Source organism: Shewanella sp. SW32, assembly GCF_025653365.1.
In the GTDB taxonomy this organism is placed as follows: Bacteria; Pseudomonadota; Gammaproteobacteria; order Enterobacterales; family Shewanellaceae; genus Shewanella; species Shewanella oncorhynchi.
Genome location: NZ_JAKKSJ010000006.1, coordinates 130307 through 149887, shown reverse-complemented (window position 1 = coordinate 149887; position 19581 = coordinate 130307). Strand labels below are relative to the sequence as shown.

17 protein-coding genes are annotated in these 19581 nt (G+C 48.1%); 5 read left to right on the top strand and 12 right to left on the bottom strand.

Features of this window, described 5'->3' with window-relative positions:
- Positions 1-28 precede the first annotated feature (28 nt).
- From L5M28_RS05175 to slyA, 3 genes are all read right to left on the bottom strand, one after another.
- Positions 29-1057, bottom strand: coding sequence for a DUF2955 domain-containing protein (locus L5M28_RS05175; protein WP_263202680.1), 1029 nt, complete (start codon positions 1055-1057; stop codon positions 29-31).
- Between the two features lie 201 nt (positions 1058-1258).
- Entirely contained in the window at positions 1259-2317 is a 1059-nt protein-coding gene (locus tag L5M28_RS05170) for an HlyD family secretion protein (protein WP_263202678.1), read from the bottom strand.
- An 8-nt stretch (positions 2318-2325) separates the two neighbouring features.
- Positions 2326-2799 (bottom strand): transcriptional regulator SlyA, encoded by a 474-nt coding sequence (gene slyA / locus L5M28_RS05165; protein ID WP_220776938.1) that lies wholly within the window; start codon positions 2797-2799, stop codon positions 2326-2328.
- Between the two features lie 223 nt (positions 2800-3022).
- On the opposite strand from slyA, the gene L5M28_RS05160 reads away from it, so the two are divergent.
- The gene (locus L5M28_RS05160) at positions 3023-4924 is read left to right on the top strand and encodes a methyl-accepting chemotaxis protein (RefSeq protein WP_263202685.1); all 1902 of its coding nucleotides are present in this window, start codon (positions 3023-3025) and stop codon (positions 4922-4924) included.
- 61 nt (positions 4925-4985) lie between these two features.
- Here L5M28_RS05160 and metF read toward each other — a convergent pair whose 3' ends face one another.
- From metF to metB, 3 genes are all read right to left on the bottom strand, one after another.
- On the bottom strand, positions 4986-5873 hold the full coding sequence (gene metF, locus L5M28_RS05155; protein ID WP_012088154.1) for a methylenetetrahydrofolate reductase: 888 nt from the start codon (positions 5871-5873) through the stop codon (positions 4986-4988).
- 217 nt (positions 5874-6090) lie between these two features.
- Entirely contained in the window at positions 6091-8484 is a 2394-nt protein-coding gene (locus tag L5M28_RS05150; protein ID WP_263202676.1) for a bifunctional aspartate kinase/homoserine dehydrogenase II, read from the bottom strand.
- Positions 8485-8495: 11 nt separating this feature from the next.
- On the bottom strand, positions 8496-9659 hold the full coding sequence (gene metB, locus L5M28_RS05145) for a cystathionine gamma-synthase (RefSeq protein ID WP_198573399.1): 1164 nt from the start codon (positions 9657-9659) through the stop codon (positions 8496-8498).
- Between the two features lie 211 nt (positions 9660-9870).
- On the opposite strand from metB, the gene metJ reads away from it, so the two are divergent.
- Together metJ and L5M28_RS05135 are read left to right on the top strand one after the other, a co-directional pair.
- Entirely contained in the window at positions 9871-10185 is a 315-nt protein-coding gene (gene metJ / locus L5M28_RS05140; protein WP_105251319.1) for a met regulon transcriptional regulator MetJ, read from the top strand.
- A 134-nt stretch (positions 10186-10319) separates the two neighbouring features.
- Positions 10320-11063: a sulfite exporter TauE/SafE family protein gene (locus L5M28_RS05135; protein WP_263167722.1), complete on the top strand. Its 744-nt coding sequence runs from the start codon at positions 10320-10322 to the stop codon at positions 11061-11063.
- Between the two features lie 105 nt (positions 11064-11168).
- Here the strand turns inward: L5M28_RS05135 and nrfD are convergent, their stop codons facing one another.
- From nrfD to L5M28_RS05110, 5 genes are all read right to left on the bottom strand, one after another.
- Positions 11169-12116: an NrfD/PsrC family molybdoenzyme membrane anchor subunit gene (gene nrfD, locus L5M28_RS05130; protein ID WP_263202674.1), complete on the bottom strand. Its 948-nt coding sequence runs from the start codon at positions 12114-12116 to the stop codon at positions 11169-11171.
- A 2-nt stretch (positions 12117-12118) separates the two neighbouring features.
- The gene (locus L5M28_RS05125; protein WP_006083218.1) at positions 12119-12685 is read right to left on the bottom strand and encodes a 4Fe-4S dicluster domain-containing protein; all 567 of its coding nucleotides are present in this window, start codon (positions 12683-12685) and stop codon (positions 12119-12121) included.
- Positions 12686-12697: 12 nt separating this feature from the next.
- The gene (phsA, locus tag L5M28_RS05120; protein ID WP_263202672.1) at positions 12698-14980 is read right to left on the bottom strand and encodes a thiosulfate reductase PhsA; all 2283 of its coding nucleotides are present in this window, start codon (positions 14978-14980) and stop codon (positions 12698-12700) included.
- Between the two features lie 442 nt (positions 14981-15422).
- Positions 15423-16085 (bottom strand): pentapeptide repeat-containing protein, encoded by a 663-nt coding sequence (locus L5M28_RS05115; protein WP_107402699.1) that lies wholly within the window; start codon positions 16083-16085, stop codon positions 15423-15425.
- A gap of 104 nt (positions 16086-16189) precedes the next feature.
- Entirely contained in the window at positions 16190-16672 is a 483-nt protein-coding gene (locus tag L5M28_RS05110) for an SRPBCC family protein (protein WP_131524358.1), read from the bottom strand.
- 247 nt (positions 16673-16919) lie between these two features.
- Between L5M28_RS05110 and L5M28_RS05105 the strand changes: the two genes are divergently transcribed.
- Together L5M28_RS05105 and L5M28_RS05100 are read left to right on the top strand one after the other, a co-directional pair.
- Positions 16920-17348 carry a hypothetical protein gene (locus L5M28_RS05105; protein ID WP_317629999.1) on the top strand — a complete coding sequence of 143 codons (429 nt, stop codon included), beginning with the start codon at positions 16920-16922 and terminating at the stop codon, positions 17346-17348.
- A complete protein-coding gene (locus L5M28_RS05100; protein ID WP_263202670.1) occupies positions 17335-18438 on the top strand; it encodes a phosphoribosylaminoimidazolesuccinocarboxamide synthase in 1104 nt (367 codons plus the stop codon). The genes L5M28_RS05105 and L5M28_RS05100 overlap by 14 nt, the downstream gene beginning before the upstream one ends.
- A gap of 438 nt (positions 18439-18876) precedes the next feature.
- Here L5M28_RS05100 and L5M28_RS05095 read toward each other — a convergent pair whose 3' ends face one another.
- The gene (locus tag L5M28_RS05095) at positions 18877-19383 is read right to left on the bottom strand and encodes an Imm26 family immunity protein (protein WP_263198344.1); all 507 of its coding nucleotides are present in this window, start codon (positions 19381-19383) and stop codon (positions 18877-18879) included.
- Positions 19384-19581: the final 198 nt, after the last annotated feature.

The window sequence follows — 19581 nt, the reverse complement described above, 5'->3', positions numbered from 1 at the left end:
TGCAAGCCTTCAATACTTAGTGGCCTGCTCAATAACCAAATCGCGTCGATTCGAAACGATTCAATAACTTATGTATCAAATAGCATAAAAGTAACGTGCCAACGATAGCGATTAAAATACTGCTCACTCGGTATAAGGCACTGAAGATTAAGTCGTTACCTGGGGTCAAATACTGCCCAAACAAAATCCCTAACGTGGTCATAGCACCAAAACCCACGCCAGAGCCATTCGCCTCGCGCACATGGGCTTGGCTAAAAATCATCAGTCCGATCCACAACAAGGGGACAACTAACATCAATAGCCCTGACCAATCATAGAGCAGCAACTGCACGAGTATCCCAAACGACACCCCCAACAGGGTGCCTATGGCGCGCTTACGGGCATAGTCGAGTGCACCATTCCAATGCATAGGAAACAATAGCAAAAGAGTGGTCGCTTGAGCCGACATCGAATCCCGCAGATCAAATATTTGGAACACCAGAAACGATGCCGTCGCTATGGTAGCGCCGAGCAAGGCTTCGTGGCGCATTCGATGCGGCGCCTTAGGCCCAGGTTTGTAAGCCGCTCTTGGTTCAACATCGGGCCAGAGTACCGTCATAGCGTAGGCGATAACCACCGACATTGCGGTCGCCCAAAAGTTACTGAAAACTAAGTCGTTTAAGTCAACCCCTGGATAGCTAGCAAAGTGCAGCATGATACTGAGACTCAGCACACCGTTGGCACCAAAGAGAAACAAACTGCCGCGGGACATGGCCGCAAAGCGGTATAAAAATAATAGGAAAACGATGGGAGTCATCATACTGGGATGGCTGCCAAAGAAACCGCCGAGTAACCCAACCTCTAACCCAGCCATGGCAGATGAAGCTAATAATTGGCGCATAGCATGACCATTCATCACTGGCACTAATCCGAGTAGTAGCATAGGTGTCACAGTGAAGAAGACTCCATTGCTCCAACCAAAAATTTTACACAGGGTAAAACCTAAGGTCGCGCCAGTCGCAATCCGTAAACACTGGCGTAAATCGTTGGCCGTCAATGGGCTATGGCGTAGTAACATGCTCGTCGCCTTGTTCTATCGATACATTAAATGAGGATGTTTAGCTGGCTTATGCTGCGTTCACACTTATGTTGCTTTGAAGCGTTCACTCAAGCCACTCGCGGCAAATACAAACCACCGCGAGTCACTCGTGCTCGTCAACACAGATAAGTACTAATGGATATGCCGATAAATATGCTGGTAAACATTCTAGTAAATAGGCTAGTAAATATAGTGCAGCAAGCTGATTGCTTTAATCTGCACCTTAGCGAGCAAGCTAAAAAGGCTATTCTCGGGCAGCAGTTGCACAGTCGCGCGCGCACCCGCAGGTAAGCTGTTCATCGCCATCCCATCTAACTCCAAATGCAGTCTCAATCTTTGGGCATCACGTACCCAACGGTCCGATTCCTGCGGCGCGGCTAAACGGCCATTGGCATCGAATTGCCCTGCACTCACGCCCGCATCGACGCTGCTCACCGTCGCACGATATAAACGCCCAGGTTCGCCATCGAACGCAATCAAAGCGGTCGAAGAAGCATTGACGCCACGCAGGCTCTTCTCGCGAAAATCGGCAATAATATCCACTTTATCCGATACCACGGCCAACAGAGGTTGCCCCACGGTCGCAAAACTACCGACTTCTAATTGCAAGTTAGTCACTATCCCATCTTGATCGGCACGTATTTGGGTGTAAGACAGATTAAGCTCGGCTTGGGCTAAATGGTTTTGCGCCTGACGCACTTTAAGATTCTCTTCGCCATAACTGCCACGACTCACTTTGAGTTTTTCTAAACGCGCATTGGCGGCAAGCACATTAGCTTCAGCAGCTGCGGCATCGCTATCGGCTAGCTCCTTTTGCTGCTGCGATACGCCATGGGTGGCATACAGGGCATCGAGACGTTTAGCCTCACTGCGTTTTTGTTGTGAGGTAGTTTTATTGGCATTGACCTCGGCCTTAGCAGCCAGTAGCGAAGCATCTAACTCAGCATTATCTTGACGGGCTTGCTCTAAGGCCAATTTAGCTTGCGATACCGCTAACTCATAGGGTGCGGGATCGACTTGAAACAACAAATCACCCTTGGCAACCGCTTGGTTATTGGTCACGGCTATAGTCTGGATTTTACCACTGATCTGCGGTGTCACTTTAGTCACTACACGGGTCGCCATGGCTTGAGGCGTCAATGGCATCATAGTGTCGGCCAGCATGAAATAGCCAAAAACCATCACAAAGCCAAACATGGCAAATTTTACTAAACGGGCAAACTGTTGATCCGGTGTCATCTTCTTTCTCACAAAATGGTGTCTGTAACCTTGGTTAATTTGGCGCTGGCGTTGTCGCTGATCAGGCTAATAATGCGTTCAAATTCGCTCAACTCTTCGGCACTGATCCCGCCTAATAACTCACGGCGCACTTGAATAATCCGCGCTTCCATTTGCTTTAAAACATCTAATCCCGCTGGCGTCAGGCTCACAATTCTTGCTCGCTTATCTTTGTCACAACAATGACGCTCGACTAGACCTTGCTCTTCTAATTGCCCTAAGGTGCGCATTAGCGAAGCCAATTCAATTTCCAAGGCATCGGCCAATACTTTCTGGCTCACGCTGTCGCCTAAACGCAGCAGTTTCCAAAGGGCAGTCCAACGGGGATGAGTTAATCCTAAAGGTGCCAGCTCAACATCGGCCACGGTACGCCACAGTCGATGCAGACGGCCTAAATGCTCCGCCAGTGATAACTCTTTTAGTCGCTCTAATTCTTTTTGCATCTTGCTCACCCACTTAGTTAGCGTGCTAAGCATTATACTTAGTTAGCAGGCTAAGTAAATATTTAGGCCCCAAATAGATCTGTGTCCAAGGGCACGAAACGAGCGTAAGAGGGAATAAATAACTTAAAAAGGTTCGCGCCCTCTCAAATCTTATCAAGTTGTATCTCTATAATATCAAACGGATAAATTGAGTTGATTTGCACATGAATTGGAGGCTGTTTTGATAAATCTAAAAATTAGTACGAGGATCGTTATTGGGATCTGTCTATTACTGTTAACAGTAATGAGCTTTATCATGCCGCTCGTTCTCTCTGAATTCAGTCGCCAAGTTGCAGAATCCGAGCAAAGAGAACTCCATAAGATCTATGAAACCGCTGTTGCCGAGATAGCCTCATCGGGCAAGTTAGCCGAAGCAATGGCAACCATCATCTCACTCACACCAGAAGTTCAAAGCACCTTTGCAACAGGCGAGCGTGATGAACTCACCACCCGTACCTTACCTATATTCACCCAACTTAAGCGCGATTTTGCGGTTCAGCAATTCCAATTTCATAGGCCACCAGCCACTTCTTTTCTACGCTTGCATCGTCCCGAAAAATTTGGCGATGATCTCACCAGCATACGCAAGACCATAGTTGAAACAAATAGCCAAAAGCGCCCTCTTTATGGCTTGGAATATGGAGTGGAAGGATTAGGTATTCGTGGTTTAGTTCCAATGAGTTACAACGGGCAACACACAGGATCAGTTGAGTTTGGCATGTCCTTCGGTCAACCCTTTTTTGATAATTTTAAACAAGCCTATCAAGCAGAAATTGCCCTCATCTTGCCAGATGATTCTGGATATAAGTTATTTGGCGCTACATTCACGCCTGATACCCAAGCGACAGATGAACTCAATAACGTCATGCAAGGCCATGAAGTCATACGCACTATTTCCTTAAATAACAAAACCTATGCTCTGTATCGCAACGCCATAAAAGATTATTCAGGAAACGTATTTGGGGTACTCGATATTGCGATGGATAGAACCCATTCAGAACAAGCGATAGCGGATATTCGCCTTAAGTTGATCCTTATCGGTTTAGTGGCTCTGGTCATTGGAACTGCCATTGCTTGGTTTATTGCCAAAGGCATTACTCGCCCTATCGCTGAAACCACCCAAGCCATGAATGATATCGCTGAAGGTGAAGGCGATTTAACCCGCAGAATCGCGGTAAAAGGTAAGGATGAAATTGCTGAATTATCGATGGCATTCAACCGCTTTGTAGAAAAAATTCACAACACAGTTTCCCACGTCGCCGACTCAACAAGCCTGCTCGCCACCTCTGCTGAAGAAATGTCGAGCATTACGCGGGAAACCCAGAAGATGGCGAGTCGTCAGCACCTCGAAACCGAGCAAGTTGCCACCGCAATGAATGAAATGGCCGCAACGGTACAAGAAGTTGCCCATAATGCGACCGATGCGGCCGATGCCGCCAATCATGCCAATGACTCAACCGAACAAGGCAAATTGGTTGTACAAAAAGTGGTAACTACTATCGCCATATTGGCCGAGGAAATAGCCACAGCAGCGAGTGAAATCAATGAATTAGAGCGTAATACCGCTGAAATCGATTCTGTGCTTGTGGTTATCCGTAATATTGCCGACCAAACTAATTTACTCGCACTCAATGCGGCAATTGAAGCCGCAAGGGCGGGAGAACAAGGTCGAGGGTTTGCAGTCGTTGCCGATGAAGTACGCACTCTGGCGAGCCGCACTCAAGCATCTACGACGGAAATTCAGCAAATGATCGAAGCGCTTCAGCATAAAGCTAAGTCCACAGTCAATGCGATGGAAACCAGCACCCGCACCACCCAAAGCTGTGTATCCCAAGTTCACCAAGCGGGTGAAGCACTCGAAGCCATTACCCATGCGGTTTCCACCATTAGCCAGATGAATATCCAGATCGCCAGCGCTGCAAATGAGCAATGTGCGGTTTCGGCAGAAATTAATAAAAATGTTAATAACATCAATGATATTGCGACCAATGCGACAGATAGTGCGGTACAAACCGCACGCGCTGGCGATGAACTTGCCCAACTCGCAGCCCGTTTAACAACTTTATTAGCTCAATTTAGAATTTAAACAAAACAAAACAAAACGCCGCATTCTCTGCGGCGTTTTTATTAGCTTATTTTATAAGGTTTTATTTAGGACGCACGCCTAAAGTGTGGCAAATCGCGTAGGTCAATTCGGCGCGATTTAAGGTGTAGAAATGGAAATCCTTCACGCCTTCGCGGGACAGCACTTTCACCATGTCGATGGCCACGTTTGCCCCCACCAATTGGCGTGTACCCGCATCGTTTTCTAGGCCGTCGAATTGCTTATGTAACCAATTCGGTAACGACACATTGGTCATGCCAGCAAAACGTTTTAGCTGTGTAAAGTTAGTCACAGGTAAAATGCCCGGCACAATTTCAACGTCGATACCGGCGGCAACGCAGCGATCACGAAAACGCAGGTAGGATTCCACATCGAAGAAAAATTGGGTAATAGCACGGCTGGCGCCCGCATCAATCTTGCGCTTGAGGTTGATCAAATCCGCCTGTGCATTGCTCGCATCGGGATGCACTTCTGGATAGGCCGCAACTGAAATATCAAAGTCAGCCACTGAGCGCAGCAAACGCACTAAATCCACCGCAAAACGAGTGGGCTTGGGGCTGCCCGCAGGTAAATCACCCCGCAGTGCCACTATGTCACGAATGCCCGACTTCCAGTAATGTTTGGCCAGTTCTAATAACTCTTCATCGCTAGCATCCACTAAGGTTAAGTGCGGTGCGGCAACGAGATCGGTTTCCTGTTGGATACGTTCAATCACGCCATGGGTGCGGTCGCGCACACCTGAGTTAGCACCGTAAGTCACAGACACAAACTTAGGATTCAGCGGCTCTAAACGACGAATAGAGTTCCACAGGATCTGTTCCATTTCGGGGGTCGATGGCGGGAAAAACTCAAAAGAAACATTAATATCGCCATTAAGCTCAGACAAGCTCTGGTTTAGCGATTGTGAATGTTGTGCGTGATGAAAAGCCATGTGTATTTCCTCAACCGCCCTTGGCGCTACTCTTTGCTAGTATGAATTAGTTAAAATGGACGTTTGGACGTCTATATGTCCATATACTAGAGAAACTGAGATGTAAGTCAAGCCAAAAAATACCCATAAACCGCATTTAATCTCGGTTAATTCGATAGATTTATTCTAGCCAATAAAAAAGGACTCGAATGAGTCCTTTAAGAGGCTTGATATCGCGTTATTCCTGCAGCAGATCGCGACAGATCTGAGTCAGATCCGACTGCACCGCCGCCGCTGTCACTTCGCGTCCGGCGCCCGGTCCACGGATGATCAGCGGATTACCTTGGTAGAAGACACTGCGGATCACAAACACATTATCACCAGGGGTTAAGTTGGCGTAAGGGTGATGGGTATCAATCCACTGCAAACCCACCTCGGCCTTGAGCTCTGGGCCGCTGTTGTCTAAGGATGCCACATATCTGAGCACCTTATTTTGCTCCGCCGCCGCACCATACTGTTGCAACAGATCGGCATCTAACTCGGCAATACGGGTGAGAAATTGATCTAAGGGAATGTCGGCCAAATCGGCTGGCACGAGTGAGCGCAGTTCAATATCTTCGAGCTCGATTTCAAGGCCTATTTCACGGGCCAAAATAAGCAGTTTACGCTGCATATCACGACCGGAGAGATCGTCGCGGGGATCGGGTTCAGTAATGCCTAAGCCTCTGGCTTCAATCACTAATTCTGAAAATGGCTTGCTGGTATCATATTTCTCAAATAACCAACACAGGGTGCCAGAGAAAATCCCGCCTACCGCTTCAACACTATCACCGCTGTTACGCAAATCATTCAGCGCATGTTGGATGGGTAAACCTGCGCCACAGCTGGCGTTATAACGCCAAAACAAACGACGATTACCCAGTTGCTGCTTTAACTCTCGATAGAAAGGCAATGGACCCGAGCCCGCAAGTTTATTCGCGCTCACCACATGGATGCCACGCTCGAACAATTCTGGATATTGCAGCGTCAAACTGGCGCTAGCACTGATATCTAAGGCCACCAGCTCATCGCAGTTAACTTGCTCTAATTGCTCGAATAAATGTTCATACTGCCAAGGCGTTGCTTCAGTATTAAACTCTGTTTGCCACGCGGCAAGATTAATACCAGTGGATTTAATCAAGGCTTTACTCGAACTGACTAAACCGACTAACTCAACACTGGCTTCGAGTTCATGGTCCAATGATGGTGAAACCGACTTAAACAGATCGATCCAAGCCTCACCGATATTACCCACACCGAGCAGCAGGACGCCAATGCGTTTACGCGGGCCAGCGCAGCGACGATGGACTTTTTGGGTTAACAGATTCACCTGTGACTGGGGCACTAACGTCACTAAACTTAAATCGCCACTGAACAAAGGTTTAGCATCACGGCTCAGTAAGCGGGCGAAGCTGCGGCGATAATGTTCGGCGTCGGCACTTACTAATGCGACTAAACCAAAATCTGTGTTGATCTGCTGATCACTGATCCCTAATGCTTCTGCCTCGGCATCGAGTAATCTTTGAACTTGTTTTTGATTCTCAGCGGTATAGGCAAGTTCAACCCTTTGATGGGCAGAGGTCCAATGGGCCAATGGCGTTAAACCTGCGGCGATCAATAGATCTAATAAACGGGTTAACTCACCCGTGAGTTTAAAGCCGAACAGGACAACAGCATTAAGGTTCGTCACCACAGGTGCGCTCGCCGACGAACTGTGGGGCGCGATCAAGGTAAAGTCGGTGTGGGATGCATAACTTGAGCGTACCGCTAAACTCACTTCGGTATTAAACAAAGGCTGCAGAGTGCGCGAATGTAGTACTGGCGAGCCTAAACGCGCTAGGCGATCGGCTTCGGCAAGTGACATGCTTTTCAGTAACTTGGCATCGTTGATTTTATTAGGATCGGCGTTGAACACCCCTTCCACATCGGTCCAAATAGTCACGCGCTCGATATCGGCGAGACTAGCAATCAGGCTGGCACTAAAATCTGAACCATTACGACCAAGTAACAAGGTATCGCCACGCTCGTTAGCGCAGATAAATCCTGTGATCACTAAGCGTTCATTGGGATGCGCAGCTAATAGGGCTTGTACTTTAGCGCGGGATTCCTGTACCCGAATTTGCGGCACAGCGGCTTCATCGGCCACTAAAATTGAACAGGCATCCACATGGCTTGCTACCACGCCAGATTCGCGCAGCAGCGCCGCCATTAAACGTGCCGACCAACGTTCGCCAAAGCTCACCACATGGTTGATTTGGTATTCATTGCGCTCATCTAAAGACAACAAGCTGATGAGTTGCGCTTTATCAGTGGCCAAACGCTCACGCAGATCGCGGGCTTGTTCATTCGACAACAACTGCTCAATCAACCCCTGTTGGTAACTGATGAGCACTTGTAATTCTTCTTGCCATAGCTGACCCGCATCACGCAGCGCTAATAATTTATACAGGAAATTCGTGCTTTTACCCGCCGCAGAGACCACCACGAGATCATCACTATGACCGTGGGTTAACAGGATATGGGCGACTCGGCGATAACAATCGGCATCCGCTAAACTGGAGCCACCAAATTTATGTAAGTGACAACGTGCCATCTATTATTCCTCTACTGACAAGCCGCAACGGCGGCTAATCCTGCTTGAATATCTGCAACTAAATCGGCGGCATCTTCAATACCCACCGATAGACGCAATAGGGTGTCCTTAATACCAGCCTCGAAGCGCGCCTGCGGCTCCATGGCTCTGTGGGTCATAGTGGCGGGCACTGCCACTAAACTTTCGACGCCACCTAAACTTTCCGCCACGCTAAATAAGCTGAGTGCACCTAAAAAGGCCACCACTTCGGCCTCGCCGCCTTTGAGCTCAAAGCTCAGCATAGCGCCAAAGCCCTGTTGTTGCTTGGCCGCAATGGCGTGGCCTGGGTGATCCGCAAGCCCTGGGTAATAGACTTTACTCACCACAGGGCTTTGCGTTAATACCTCAATAATACGCTGGGCATTGGCTTGATGCTCGCGAATACGCACCGCTAAGGTACGCAGGCCGCGCAGGGTCAGATAACTGTCAAAGGCTGACCCCGTTAAGCCTAGAGTGTTCGACCACCAATGTAAGCTTTCGCCGATTTGCGCGTCTTTGGCGACCACTGCGCCGCCGACTACATCGCTGTGACCATTGATATATTTAGTGGTGGAGTGGATAACGATATCCGCGCCTAACAATAGGGGTTGTTGCAATATCGGCGATAAAAAGGTGTTATCGACCACCACCAGCGCGCCGACCTCATGGCTCGCCTTAGCAATGGCTTCGATATCTACCACACGCAATAACGGGTTCGATGGGGTTTCGAGCCACACCATCTTAGGATTCTGTGCAATGGCGGCGGCTAACGCTTGGCTGTCGGTTTGGTCGACCACAATGAGCTTAAACTGGCCTTTCTTCGCCAAGTTGGTAAATAAACGGTAGGAACCACCATAGCAATCATGGGGCACAACTAATAAGTCATCGGGGCCGAGCAAAGTAGTCACTAAGGTGATGGCCGCCATGCCAGTGCACGTCACTATGCCAGTGGCGCCCTTTTCTAATTGCGCTAATGCTTCGCCTAAAATGCAGCGCGTTGGGTTGCCTGAACGACTGTAATCGAATTCGCGGGGATTTTTATGACCATCGAAGGCGTAATTAGTCGACAAATAAATCGGTGGCACAACTGCGCCATATTGAGTATCGCTTTCGATACCCTGACGCACTGCCAGTGTGGCTAATTGACGCTCTGCCATGGGGGACTCCTAAATTCGGTAGACTGATAGAGATGTCTGGACGTCTAAATGTACCTAAGCCCAACGCCATCGTCAATAGGCGTGAAGACGTTTAGACGTCTGAACATAAAGAAATCTGTTTGCAATCACAAAGAAATAGTAGCAATAATTTGACTGTTCTTTGTAAGGGTTTAAAATCTGCCCCGAATTTAGCGTTATAACAGGTGAGTCAATGACTGAATGGAATGGGGAATACATCAGCCCCTATGCTGAACATGGCAAGAAGAATGAACAAGTAAAAAAAATTACTGTGTCTATTCCGCTCAAAGTGCTTAAGGTCCTCACGGACGAACGTACTCGTCGTCAGGTCAATAATTTGCGTCACGCCACCAACAGCGAGCTGTTGTGTGAGGCATTTTTGCACGCCTACACTGGCCAGCCATTGCCCAACGATGAAGATCTGTCAAAAGATAACCCAGACAGCATTCCCGCCGAAGCCAAGTTGTTGATGGATCAAATGGGAATAGAGTGGGAAGACATGGAATAGCGACTCGTCGCTTTCAAAGTCATATCACAGTGCTCATCAATAGGGATCGTTAACGATCCCTTTTTGTTTATACCCAAGCGACTTCAAACTTTAAATTTCACCATCTTGAGTTGGTTTGGGATATAGGAAATCCTATGTTTTCTATGATAGATCCACAGACACTCGCCTTAGCCTCGCTGGTCGTGTTTCTGGGCGCATTAACCCAAAGTCTTATTGGGTTTGGGCTTGCGGTTGTCGCCAGTCCTTTGCTGTATATCGTCGATCCACAACTTGTACCTGCGCCTGTTATTGCTATGGGTTTCTCCATCGCCCTGCTGACCTTAGTGCGTGAGCGCGGTCACTTAGAATTCAATGGCTTGCAATATGCGCTCATAGGTCGCGTGCCAGGCGGTTTTATCGGCGCGAGTTTATTGCTGTTTGCGCCTCAACCCATACTCGGTTTATCCATCGCCGCCATTGTGACTGTCGCAGTGATCCTTAGCCTGTATAAATTCAGCCTGCCAGTGAATAAGAAAACCCTCTTCGGTGCGGGCGTGGTTTCAGGGATCTTCGGCAATATCGCCGCGATTGGTGGCCCGCCGATGGCGATTTTGTTGGCAGGCAAAGATGCCTCGCAGTTTCGCGCTGCCCTGTCGGCCTTTTTCATTTTTAGCTCCATGATTGCACTGATCATTTTAGCGATCACTGGCTTATTAGAATTAAAACATCTGTGGCTGTCGTTGATGCTGCTCCCCTCAGTGATTTTAGGTTACTTAGTCGCAGGACGATTAGTGGGCCGTGTCGATAAAGAGAAGACAAAGATGGCGACGTTAGTCCTGTGCAGTATCAGCGCCTTAGTGCTAACGATGAAGTCGGTTATCGAGTTATTACCCCAATAAGCGTCCCGCTTGTACTGGCAAACCTTCTCAAGATTCAAGCAATAAAAAGCACTGACATTGCCAGTGCTTTTTCTTTATCTCTCAATATGTAAAGCCTATCTACACTCAGTTTAAATAGCTTTGCCCTGCGTACACAATAAAGTGTCTTAAGGCGAGTACGCCCGTTAAGCTCGCACAAGCCACCATGATCATCGCGCCCTTAGTGTGGCGAGTCGCGGCGGGTAGCAGCATAAACAGCAATGGAATACCAAAACCTATACCGACAACGCCTATCCAGAACACGCTTGCCCATAGCCCAGAAGTTAACGATGCTAAGGCCGCAGCCGCCGCGCCGCCCTTGAAGTACAAGGCGCAGAACAGCATGAACAGGAACAGGATTTCAATCGCCATCACAGGCAATTCTAAACCGTGCATCTTCACTAAGGTTTTGTCGTGGCTGTCAGTCTTAAACATCAGCAACGCCAGTACCGCATTTGCCGCAGCGCCCGCGGATAGACCTGACACTAAAAACAGCGCAGGCAGTACCGCAGTGTTGAGCATAGGATAGGCATTCATCGCCGAAATTAAGAAGCCAGTGTAAGCCCCTACGCCAATGGCGAGGACAAACAACAATACTTCAATCAGCTTTCGAAATGGCATAAGTAACTTAGCGATAGGTGTTAGGAAACCCAACCCCCATTTTGGTAAGTCATCCCGCAGCACAATAATGGCGTACGCAAAAGCTAAGGGAGAATACGCCAGCAGCGCCAGTACCCCGATTGCCATCACAGACTGGAAGTTATAGTGAATTAAGATCAACCAGAAGTGGAATGGTTTGGTTAAGTCAAACACTAAGCAAGCTAGACCTAAGCTAATTGCTACAGGCCCAATAATGGCTGCCGCCTTAAGAATGCTGCTTTCAGCTCCCGCGCTGAGTTCCTTATTCGCCCAGCGCAAACCAATGCCAATCAGTAAACTGCCCGCGGATAACCCCGCCATAAACAGGTAAACGGCGATGACCCAGTGCCAAGTGACAGGATCATATTGCGCCATGTCGCCCCAAGTATTGTTCATAATCAAATCCCCCCTCTTTTGGTAGGAACGCGATATACCCTAGGTTTAGTGCCCAAATGGGTTTTATCTTGGTAAGTGATTTTAGTGTTGAGCATGATGGCCACTTCACTGCGTGGATCATTGGCATCACCAAACACTAAGGCATCGGTTGGACACACTGTCACACACGCTGGCTCTTCGCCCCGTGCTAAACGACTGTCTTTACAGAAGTTACACTTATCCGCCGCCTTGGTTTCTGGGTTCATAAAGCGCACTTTATAAGGGCACGCTGCCACACAGTACATACAGCCGACACACTTCTCGGTATGGATAGAGATAATGCCGTCTTCACCCACATAGGCCGCACCCGTAGGGCACACCTTAACGCAGGGTGCATCTTCACATTGCTGGCAAGATACCCTGTGATATTTGAAATGCAGATTAGGCATCTCACCAAAGGGGCCTTCCACACGCACTTGCAGACGAGTTACGCCTTCGGGTACACCATTTTCACTGCGACACGCCACGTTACAAGCTTGGCAGCCGATGCACTTATTCTCGTCGTGCACCATTACATATCGTTTATTCATTTAAGCCTCCGATTAGCGCTTTGCCAGCGTGACGCCCGTGGTGTGCACTGTCATGCCACACACAGGAGCAGTCACGTGCGGCAGTAAGTTACCGCAGTGGATACCTTTGCCCGTTGCTCTGACCAACTCTTTGTTTTTAGAACCAAAGCCCATGTAAGCAAACACAGTATCTTGGCGAATACCCGGCGTGACTAAGGCATGGCCTTCTTCTGTGCCAACACTGCTGGTGAGGCGGATTGGGTCGCCATTGCTGATCCCTAATTTGCCCGCAGTGACGGGGTGAACCCACACAGCGTTATCCGACATCAGGTTAGCGAGCATAGGTACATTGTGGGTGGCGCCATTGGTGTGCACCGCCACTTTGCCTTGGATAAAGTACAGCTCATCTGCTTTTTTAAGATTCACTTCGCGGAACTTGATCACCCCACGGCCCGGTGCCATGGCTTCGACTTTCGCGGAAGTGAGTTCAATCTTGCCACTCGGGGTTTTAAAGGTCAGTGCACTGGCGTAAGTGCCGTCTTCATCGGCAGGTCGCGCATTGGGGTATGCCTTAATAAACTCGGCAACCATCTTAGGCTCGCACAACATAATTGACTTACCAAAGCTCACAAAACCTTCGTCTTTGATCCGGCGCAGCAGGTCAGTGTCGCGGTTCACCTGCAGCATTTGCAGGGTTTCCATGTTTTCCCATGGATAGAACTCGCCAAGGCCCATAGCCACACCCACATCCTTAAAGATCTGCCAAGAAGGCTTAGTATCACCTAAGGTTTCAACGACCCGTTGGCGCACATAATAGGCCGGATTTTTACCTGACTTATCAGCAATTTCTTCATCACGTTCAAGATAAGTCGACTCAGGTAAAATCACGTCCGCATAGGCGGCGGTTTCGCTGATATACACATCACACACGGCGATAAAGTCGAGTTTTTTCATCGCTTCAACAACGCGTGCTCTGTCTGTCATGGTTTGCATTGGGTTAGTGCGTGACATCACCCAACCGTGTAACTGGTAAGGCACAGCGCTTAATGTGGCATCGAGAATGGTTTGGTAAACGCCGCCCGATGTCCACATCATGGCGTACTGTTCTTCCACCTGATCGATACGTTTCGCTGCTGGTTTTGGCATGTCTTTCACGCCAGGTTTTGCCAATACGGGCGCAACCGCTTCACCGGCAAGCTTGTTGTAATCACCGGGTTTCTGGCCGATATAAATCCCGCCCTTACGCTCAATATTACCAATCAAGACGTTGGCGGCGTAAAGGGCGCGGCGCATCTCAAACTCTTCGGTGGTAAAGGTGGCTCTGTGACCAAAATCGACCACAGCATGGGGCGCTTTAGCGGCATATTCGTGGGCGATACGACGAATGTCTTTGGCAGGCACATCGGAGATGGTTTCAGCCCATTCAGGGGTATAGGCTTTCACTTCGGCGGCAAAGGCTTCGAAGCCTTCCACATAACGCGCGACAAATGCCTTGTCGTAAAGATTATCTTCAATCAATACATGGCATAACGCCAAGGCGACGGCCACGTCGGTTCCGGGGCGAATGGCATACCATTCATCGGCCTTGTCGGCCACAATGGAGAATCTTGGCTCGAACACCACCAGCTTGGCACCTTTGTCCATTTGCGCCGCCATCATGCCGCGGGTTTCGGACATATTAATGCCTTCGTACAGGTTATGGCCGAAGTTAATGATGTATTTAGAATTACTTAAATCACGTTTGACCTTAGTGCCAAAAATAGCCTTAGCGGCAATTTCATAACCACCAGGGCAAGTCGACGCGTGGGTAAAGGTATTTGGACTACCAAAGGCGGTCGCAAGGTGAAATAAATGCTTTTCTTGTGAGCCAGATTTTGACGAGAATGCCACGGCTTCTGGGCCATGTTCTTTTTTGATTTTATTGAGGTTTTCAGCGATTAATTTATAAGCCTCATCCCAACTGATCTCAGCCCATTTGCCTTCGCCGCGCTCACCGACCCGCTTTAACGGTTTAACGATACGCTGTGGATCGTACAATAAACTATGGCCTGCGCCGCCACGGGCACACACTTTACCGCCAAAGGATTTAGCGGCCTTGTTGCCACTAATGAAGACGTTTTTGCCCTCAATCACCCGCGCCGAAATCGGGCAGCGAGTCGAACACATTTCACAAATACTGGCAATGTCTTTGCCCATGCCCTTTAGCTGCTTATTCTCTAATGCCGCTAAGCTGCCCGGCAGCAGACTGGCCAACGCACACGTGGCGCTGCTCGCTCCTGCTCCCTTTAAAAAGGTTCGCCTATTAAGCTCAATCATGGTTACCTCCATCACGCTCATCCCACCCGTCAGTCGCCACATTGGGCGCCATCGAGCAGAGGTTTGCTCACTGATTTGATTACTTTTTTAGTTATAAAGCGTTAAAACAGCGTCACCATATCTTCAAAATACACGGCATACGCTGAATACACTGCTCATCCACAGAGATTGTTATCCCGAAAGAGGTAGGTGGGTATTGTGGTAAACCACATAGGGAAGCTCGGTGTGATCTACCGCAACTAAAACCTAGGACTGACCTTGAAATACGTGAATAAGATCAATAGGTCTTAAAAAACGGACAGAAAAAGCCGCCAGATGGGACAAATGGCGGCTTCAAAAACAAACAGATATTTCAGTAAATTGCGATAACACTCGTGGGATGAGCATCACTATGCTGAGTGGAAAGTTGAGTGAAAAGCTGAGTAAAAACCTACCACTATCCTTAATCCATTAATTCTATATCAAGACAGTTGAGCAGCCGAATCGCTTCGTCGCGGCTAAACTTAGCGCCTTTGATTTTATTGTTAAAAATGTCGATATCGTAATTGGATGCCTCGCTGAAATCCGCCTCCAATAATTGAGTTCGGCCAAACAGACTATGACTAAAATCCGTGTAGGTGAAATTGGCTTGATTAAAACTGCCCTCGCGAAAATCGACATCGTGGGCCTTACACTCTTCGATGATGATTTCATCGAGGGACAAACCTAAAAAGGAGCAATCATTTAAGATGGATTGCTTAAAGGAAAAGGGCGCGGCAAAGGATAAACGCGACCACGCGGCGCGGGTCCAATCGATACCAACTAACTTACATTCCTCAAACTCCACCCCGCTAAACTGACACTGGGGCACTTTCACTAAACTTAAGTTGCAACGCACAAAGCGGCAATCGATAAACTTGCACTTACGGAAAGTGCTCTCGCTAAAATGGCAGTCTTGAAAGCAGCAATCCTCGAACTCGATTCCCTGTAGATCTTGGGCTAATTCCGACAAACCATTGAACTGTTTTGATAAAAAACTATTGCCCTGCAAAGCCGCGCTTTGCGCGAGTTGCGATGGCGCAAGCACTGATTGTTTAAGTACAGGCACTTCTTTCTGTGACGACATAACACCTCTAATCCTGCCCCATCCCCAGCAATAAAATATGCAGGGCAATTGGGCTAGGTACTGCTTATTGTTTACTCTCAGATACGAGGCTTGAGACTCACCGGCTAAATGCTCGCGACGAGTTCCTCAAGCTGATCGGTCGCCTTAGACCACCCCTGATAAAACCCCATATCCTCATGATTCTGCCTATCTTCGCTATTCCAATGCAGCACCCGCGCAGTGTACTTGGTCTTACCATCTATAGGTTCAAACATGATGGTTGCCGTCATAAAGGCTTTATCGGACGGCACCCAAGCCTCAGTAAAGGCATCGGTAAATACGATGCGCTCATTCTCAACCACCTCGAGATACACGCCACGATTCGGGAAATCCTGCCCCTCAGGGCTGCGCATCACGATCACATTTGAACCACCGGCACGCACATCTAAGCTCGCGCTAGCCACAGTCCACGGCCTTGGCGTAAACCAAATTTTGAGGAGTTCTGGCTCGGTCCACGCGCGGAACAGCTTTTCTGGCGGCGCATCGATAATCCGCTCTAATACTAGCTCTCGTTGATTATCATTATGTACATGCTGACTTGTGCTCATATTCCCTCCATTGGATATTTGGCTTGATGGTCTTGTCGGCTGCAGCTACATCATAAGCTCGCATATCAGCGCGCTAAAATACAGCCCTTCAACATTAGCTCGTCCGCAGAACACCAGCCCACGATCATGCTCAGCACTGAGTGTTAGCGCGTGATTCCCTTGCAAATCCTTATGCCCGCTAGATTCAAGCCACAGAACTATGTAAAGAGCAGTATAAAGGGCTGAGTAAAGATCTGTGCAAAGAGCGATGCAAATAGCCGTGGCAAATTTTGTCAAAAAAGGTAGAATGTCGCCACTTTTTCGCGGCAGTCTAGAACAAGGTTCTCTCGGATTAATGGTTAGCATTTTCGAGCAAAATGGCACGGGCCCAGCCCGCTTTCGCAGACCACTTTCACTGTGGTGCCAACCTTGCCCTGCGTTTGTTCCCTCCCTTGCATTATCTCCTGCTGACACAATTCAAACACCGCCCGAAACTACAATTTTTGCTGTTCAAGATTTAACATCAAATCCCGCAAACTGGCTGAACGCTTTACGCCCTAAGCCAAGCGCGAATAATAAAGCGGTTGCAATGAATCTGGCTGTTGCTAACGCCATAGTCCATCTGCAAACCGACACTTATAAAAACCTTATCCCTACACTCTCTATCCTAAGGAATACTCGTCATGAGTCTTGCTGATTCCGTATTAGCCGTGAATAACGATTTGCCAATCCGCACCGACAGCCCAGTCCACAGCGGCAAGGTTCGCAGCGTTTACTGGCTAACCGATGCCGACAGCCGCCGTTTAATCAAAACCAAGGGTTATAACGTCCCCGAAGATACCCCGCTCGCCATCATGGTGATCAGCGACCGTATCTCGGCCTTCGACTGTATCTTCCACGGTGAAGGTGGCCTCAAAGGCATTCCCGGTAAAGGCGCGGCATTAAACGCGATTTCTAACCACTGGTTTAAACTGTTCGCCGAAAACGGCCTAGCCGACAGCCATATTTTGGATATCCCGCACCCGTTCGTATGGATAGTCCAAAAAGCCCGCCCCATTAAAGTCGAAGCCATTTGCCGCCAGTACATCACAGGCTCAATGTGGCGCGCTTACTCAAAAGGCGAGCGAGTATTCTGTGGCATCACACTGCCAGAAGGCTTAGAAAAAGATCAAAAGCTCCCTGATCTGTTAATCACCCCATCGACTAAGGGTATTTTAACCGGCATCCCAGGCGTGCCAGCCCAAGATGACGTGAACATCAGCCGCAGCGATATCGAAGCCAACTACCAAGCCTTTGGCTTTGAAAAGTTAGAAGATATCGACCTGTACGAGAAGCTGTTAAAAGATGGCTTTAAAGTGATATCAAAAGCACTGGCCGACATTGATCAAGTGTTTGTCGACACTAAATTTGAGTTCGGTTATGTCACCGACAAAAACGGTAATTCAAAACTGATTTACATGGATGAAGTCGGCACTCCAGATTCATCACGTATTTGGGACGGCGCCGCCTACCGCGATGGCAAGATTTTAGAAAACTCTAAAGAGGGTTTCCGCCAATTCCTGCTAAATCATTTCCCCGATCCTGATGTGCTGCTCAACAAAGACAGAATGCCAGAGCGTGAAGCCCTCGCCCGCGACAATGACCTCCCACTTGAGGCCATGATGCAAGTGTCACGCACTTACACCGGCGTTGCCGAGAAAGTTACTGGCGCGGCGATTCCGCTGCCAGCGAATCCTAAGGCAGATATTATTAAGATCCTCAAAGATGAGTATGATCTGATTGTGTAATAGAGAGTTGTAATCAAATCTGAGGTTTTGGGTGGTTTACCCATAACTGAATAGTAGAAAAGGCGCTTAGGCGCCTTTTTGTTTAAGTCATTCACAAACTTAACCAATACACCGCTGATGATTAAGCACTGTCATTCCAGTGACACGCCATGAACTCATCCATGAGGGCTCGACGACGGCATCTGATGTAAAAGGATTTACGAATGTCGCGATCACATGGATGTGAATGAGCGACCATGTCACGGACGGTCACTTACATGCCAATGCTTAATTCAACCAACTCTTCAGTAATCTGTATGCCTTTTCACAAGCATACACTTTACAAATTTAACAATGGGCGGCTCGTTAAATTGTTTCGGTGTAAGGTGATAACTAGATCTGTACAGCCAACATGTCTAACTATGTAGTATTGATACAACCTCTGCTAATAGTAAAAAATTACAGACCATTGAGAACTGGTATATAGCAATCAAGCTTTTCATCAAACCGCAGATTATCAAACTGAACACCAGAATACTTTAACCTCACGAAAGCAGAGTAATAGTCACTATGCCTCGTGATAAATCTAGGATAAATATTTATATCATTATCCGCAGCGTCAAACGTGTCGCCAGTTACATAATTTAGGCATTTGAGCCTGCTTGGCAGCCCATATATTACTATAGGGTTTACAGGGAACTTAGGGTTGTCATATATAACTTTACGTAGTAACTCCCACTTTGGGTACATTGCATTTTTTATTTTAGCGAAAACAACCACATCAATTAGCCACCCTTCAATCAAAAGTGGCCGATCAAAAGCAGAGGCAATTCCCTTACAACTTATTGATTTAAAATCAAATATATTCACAATGAGAAACCGATCATCATAAACAATGTATCCGAAACCAAACTCACCGCTTTCAAGCGGAATGTAAAAACAAGTACCTACATCAATCTTTTTCATACGCCCCCACCAAGTTAGCATTTTTTCTTCGAAGATGAATGTGTTGACATTCTATTTCTATAGTTTTCATCAAACGCTTTGGCCCTCTTATCATTAGGATCACTCAATCTGCTGGGGTCGTAAGAGCGAGCACGGTTGCCTGCTCCAGCATTAAATTTACCGTCTTCTGTGTAGACTCCACGCTGAGAAGTATCTAAC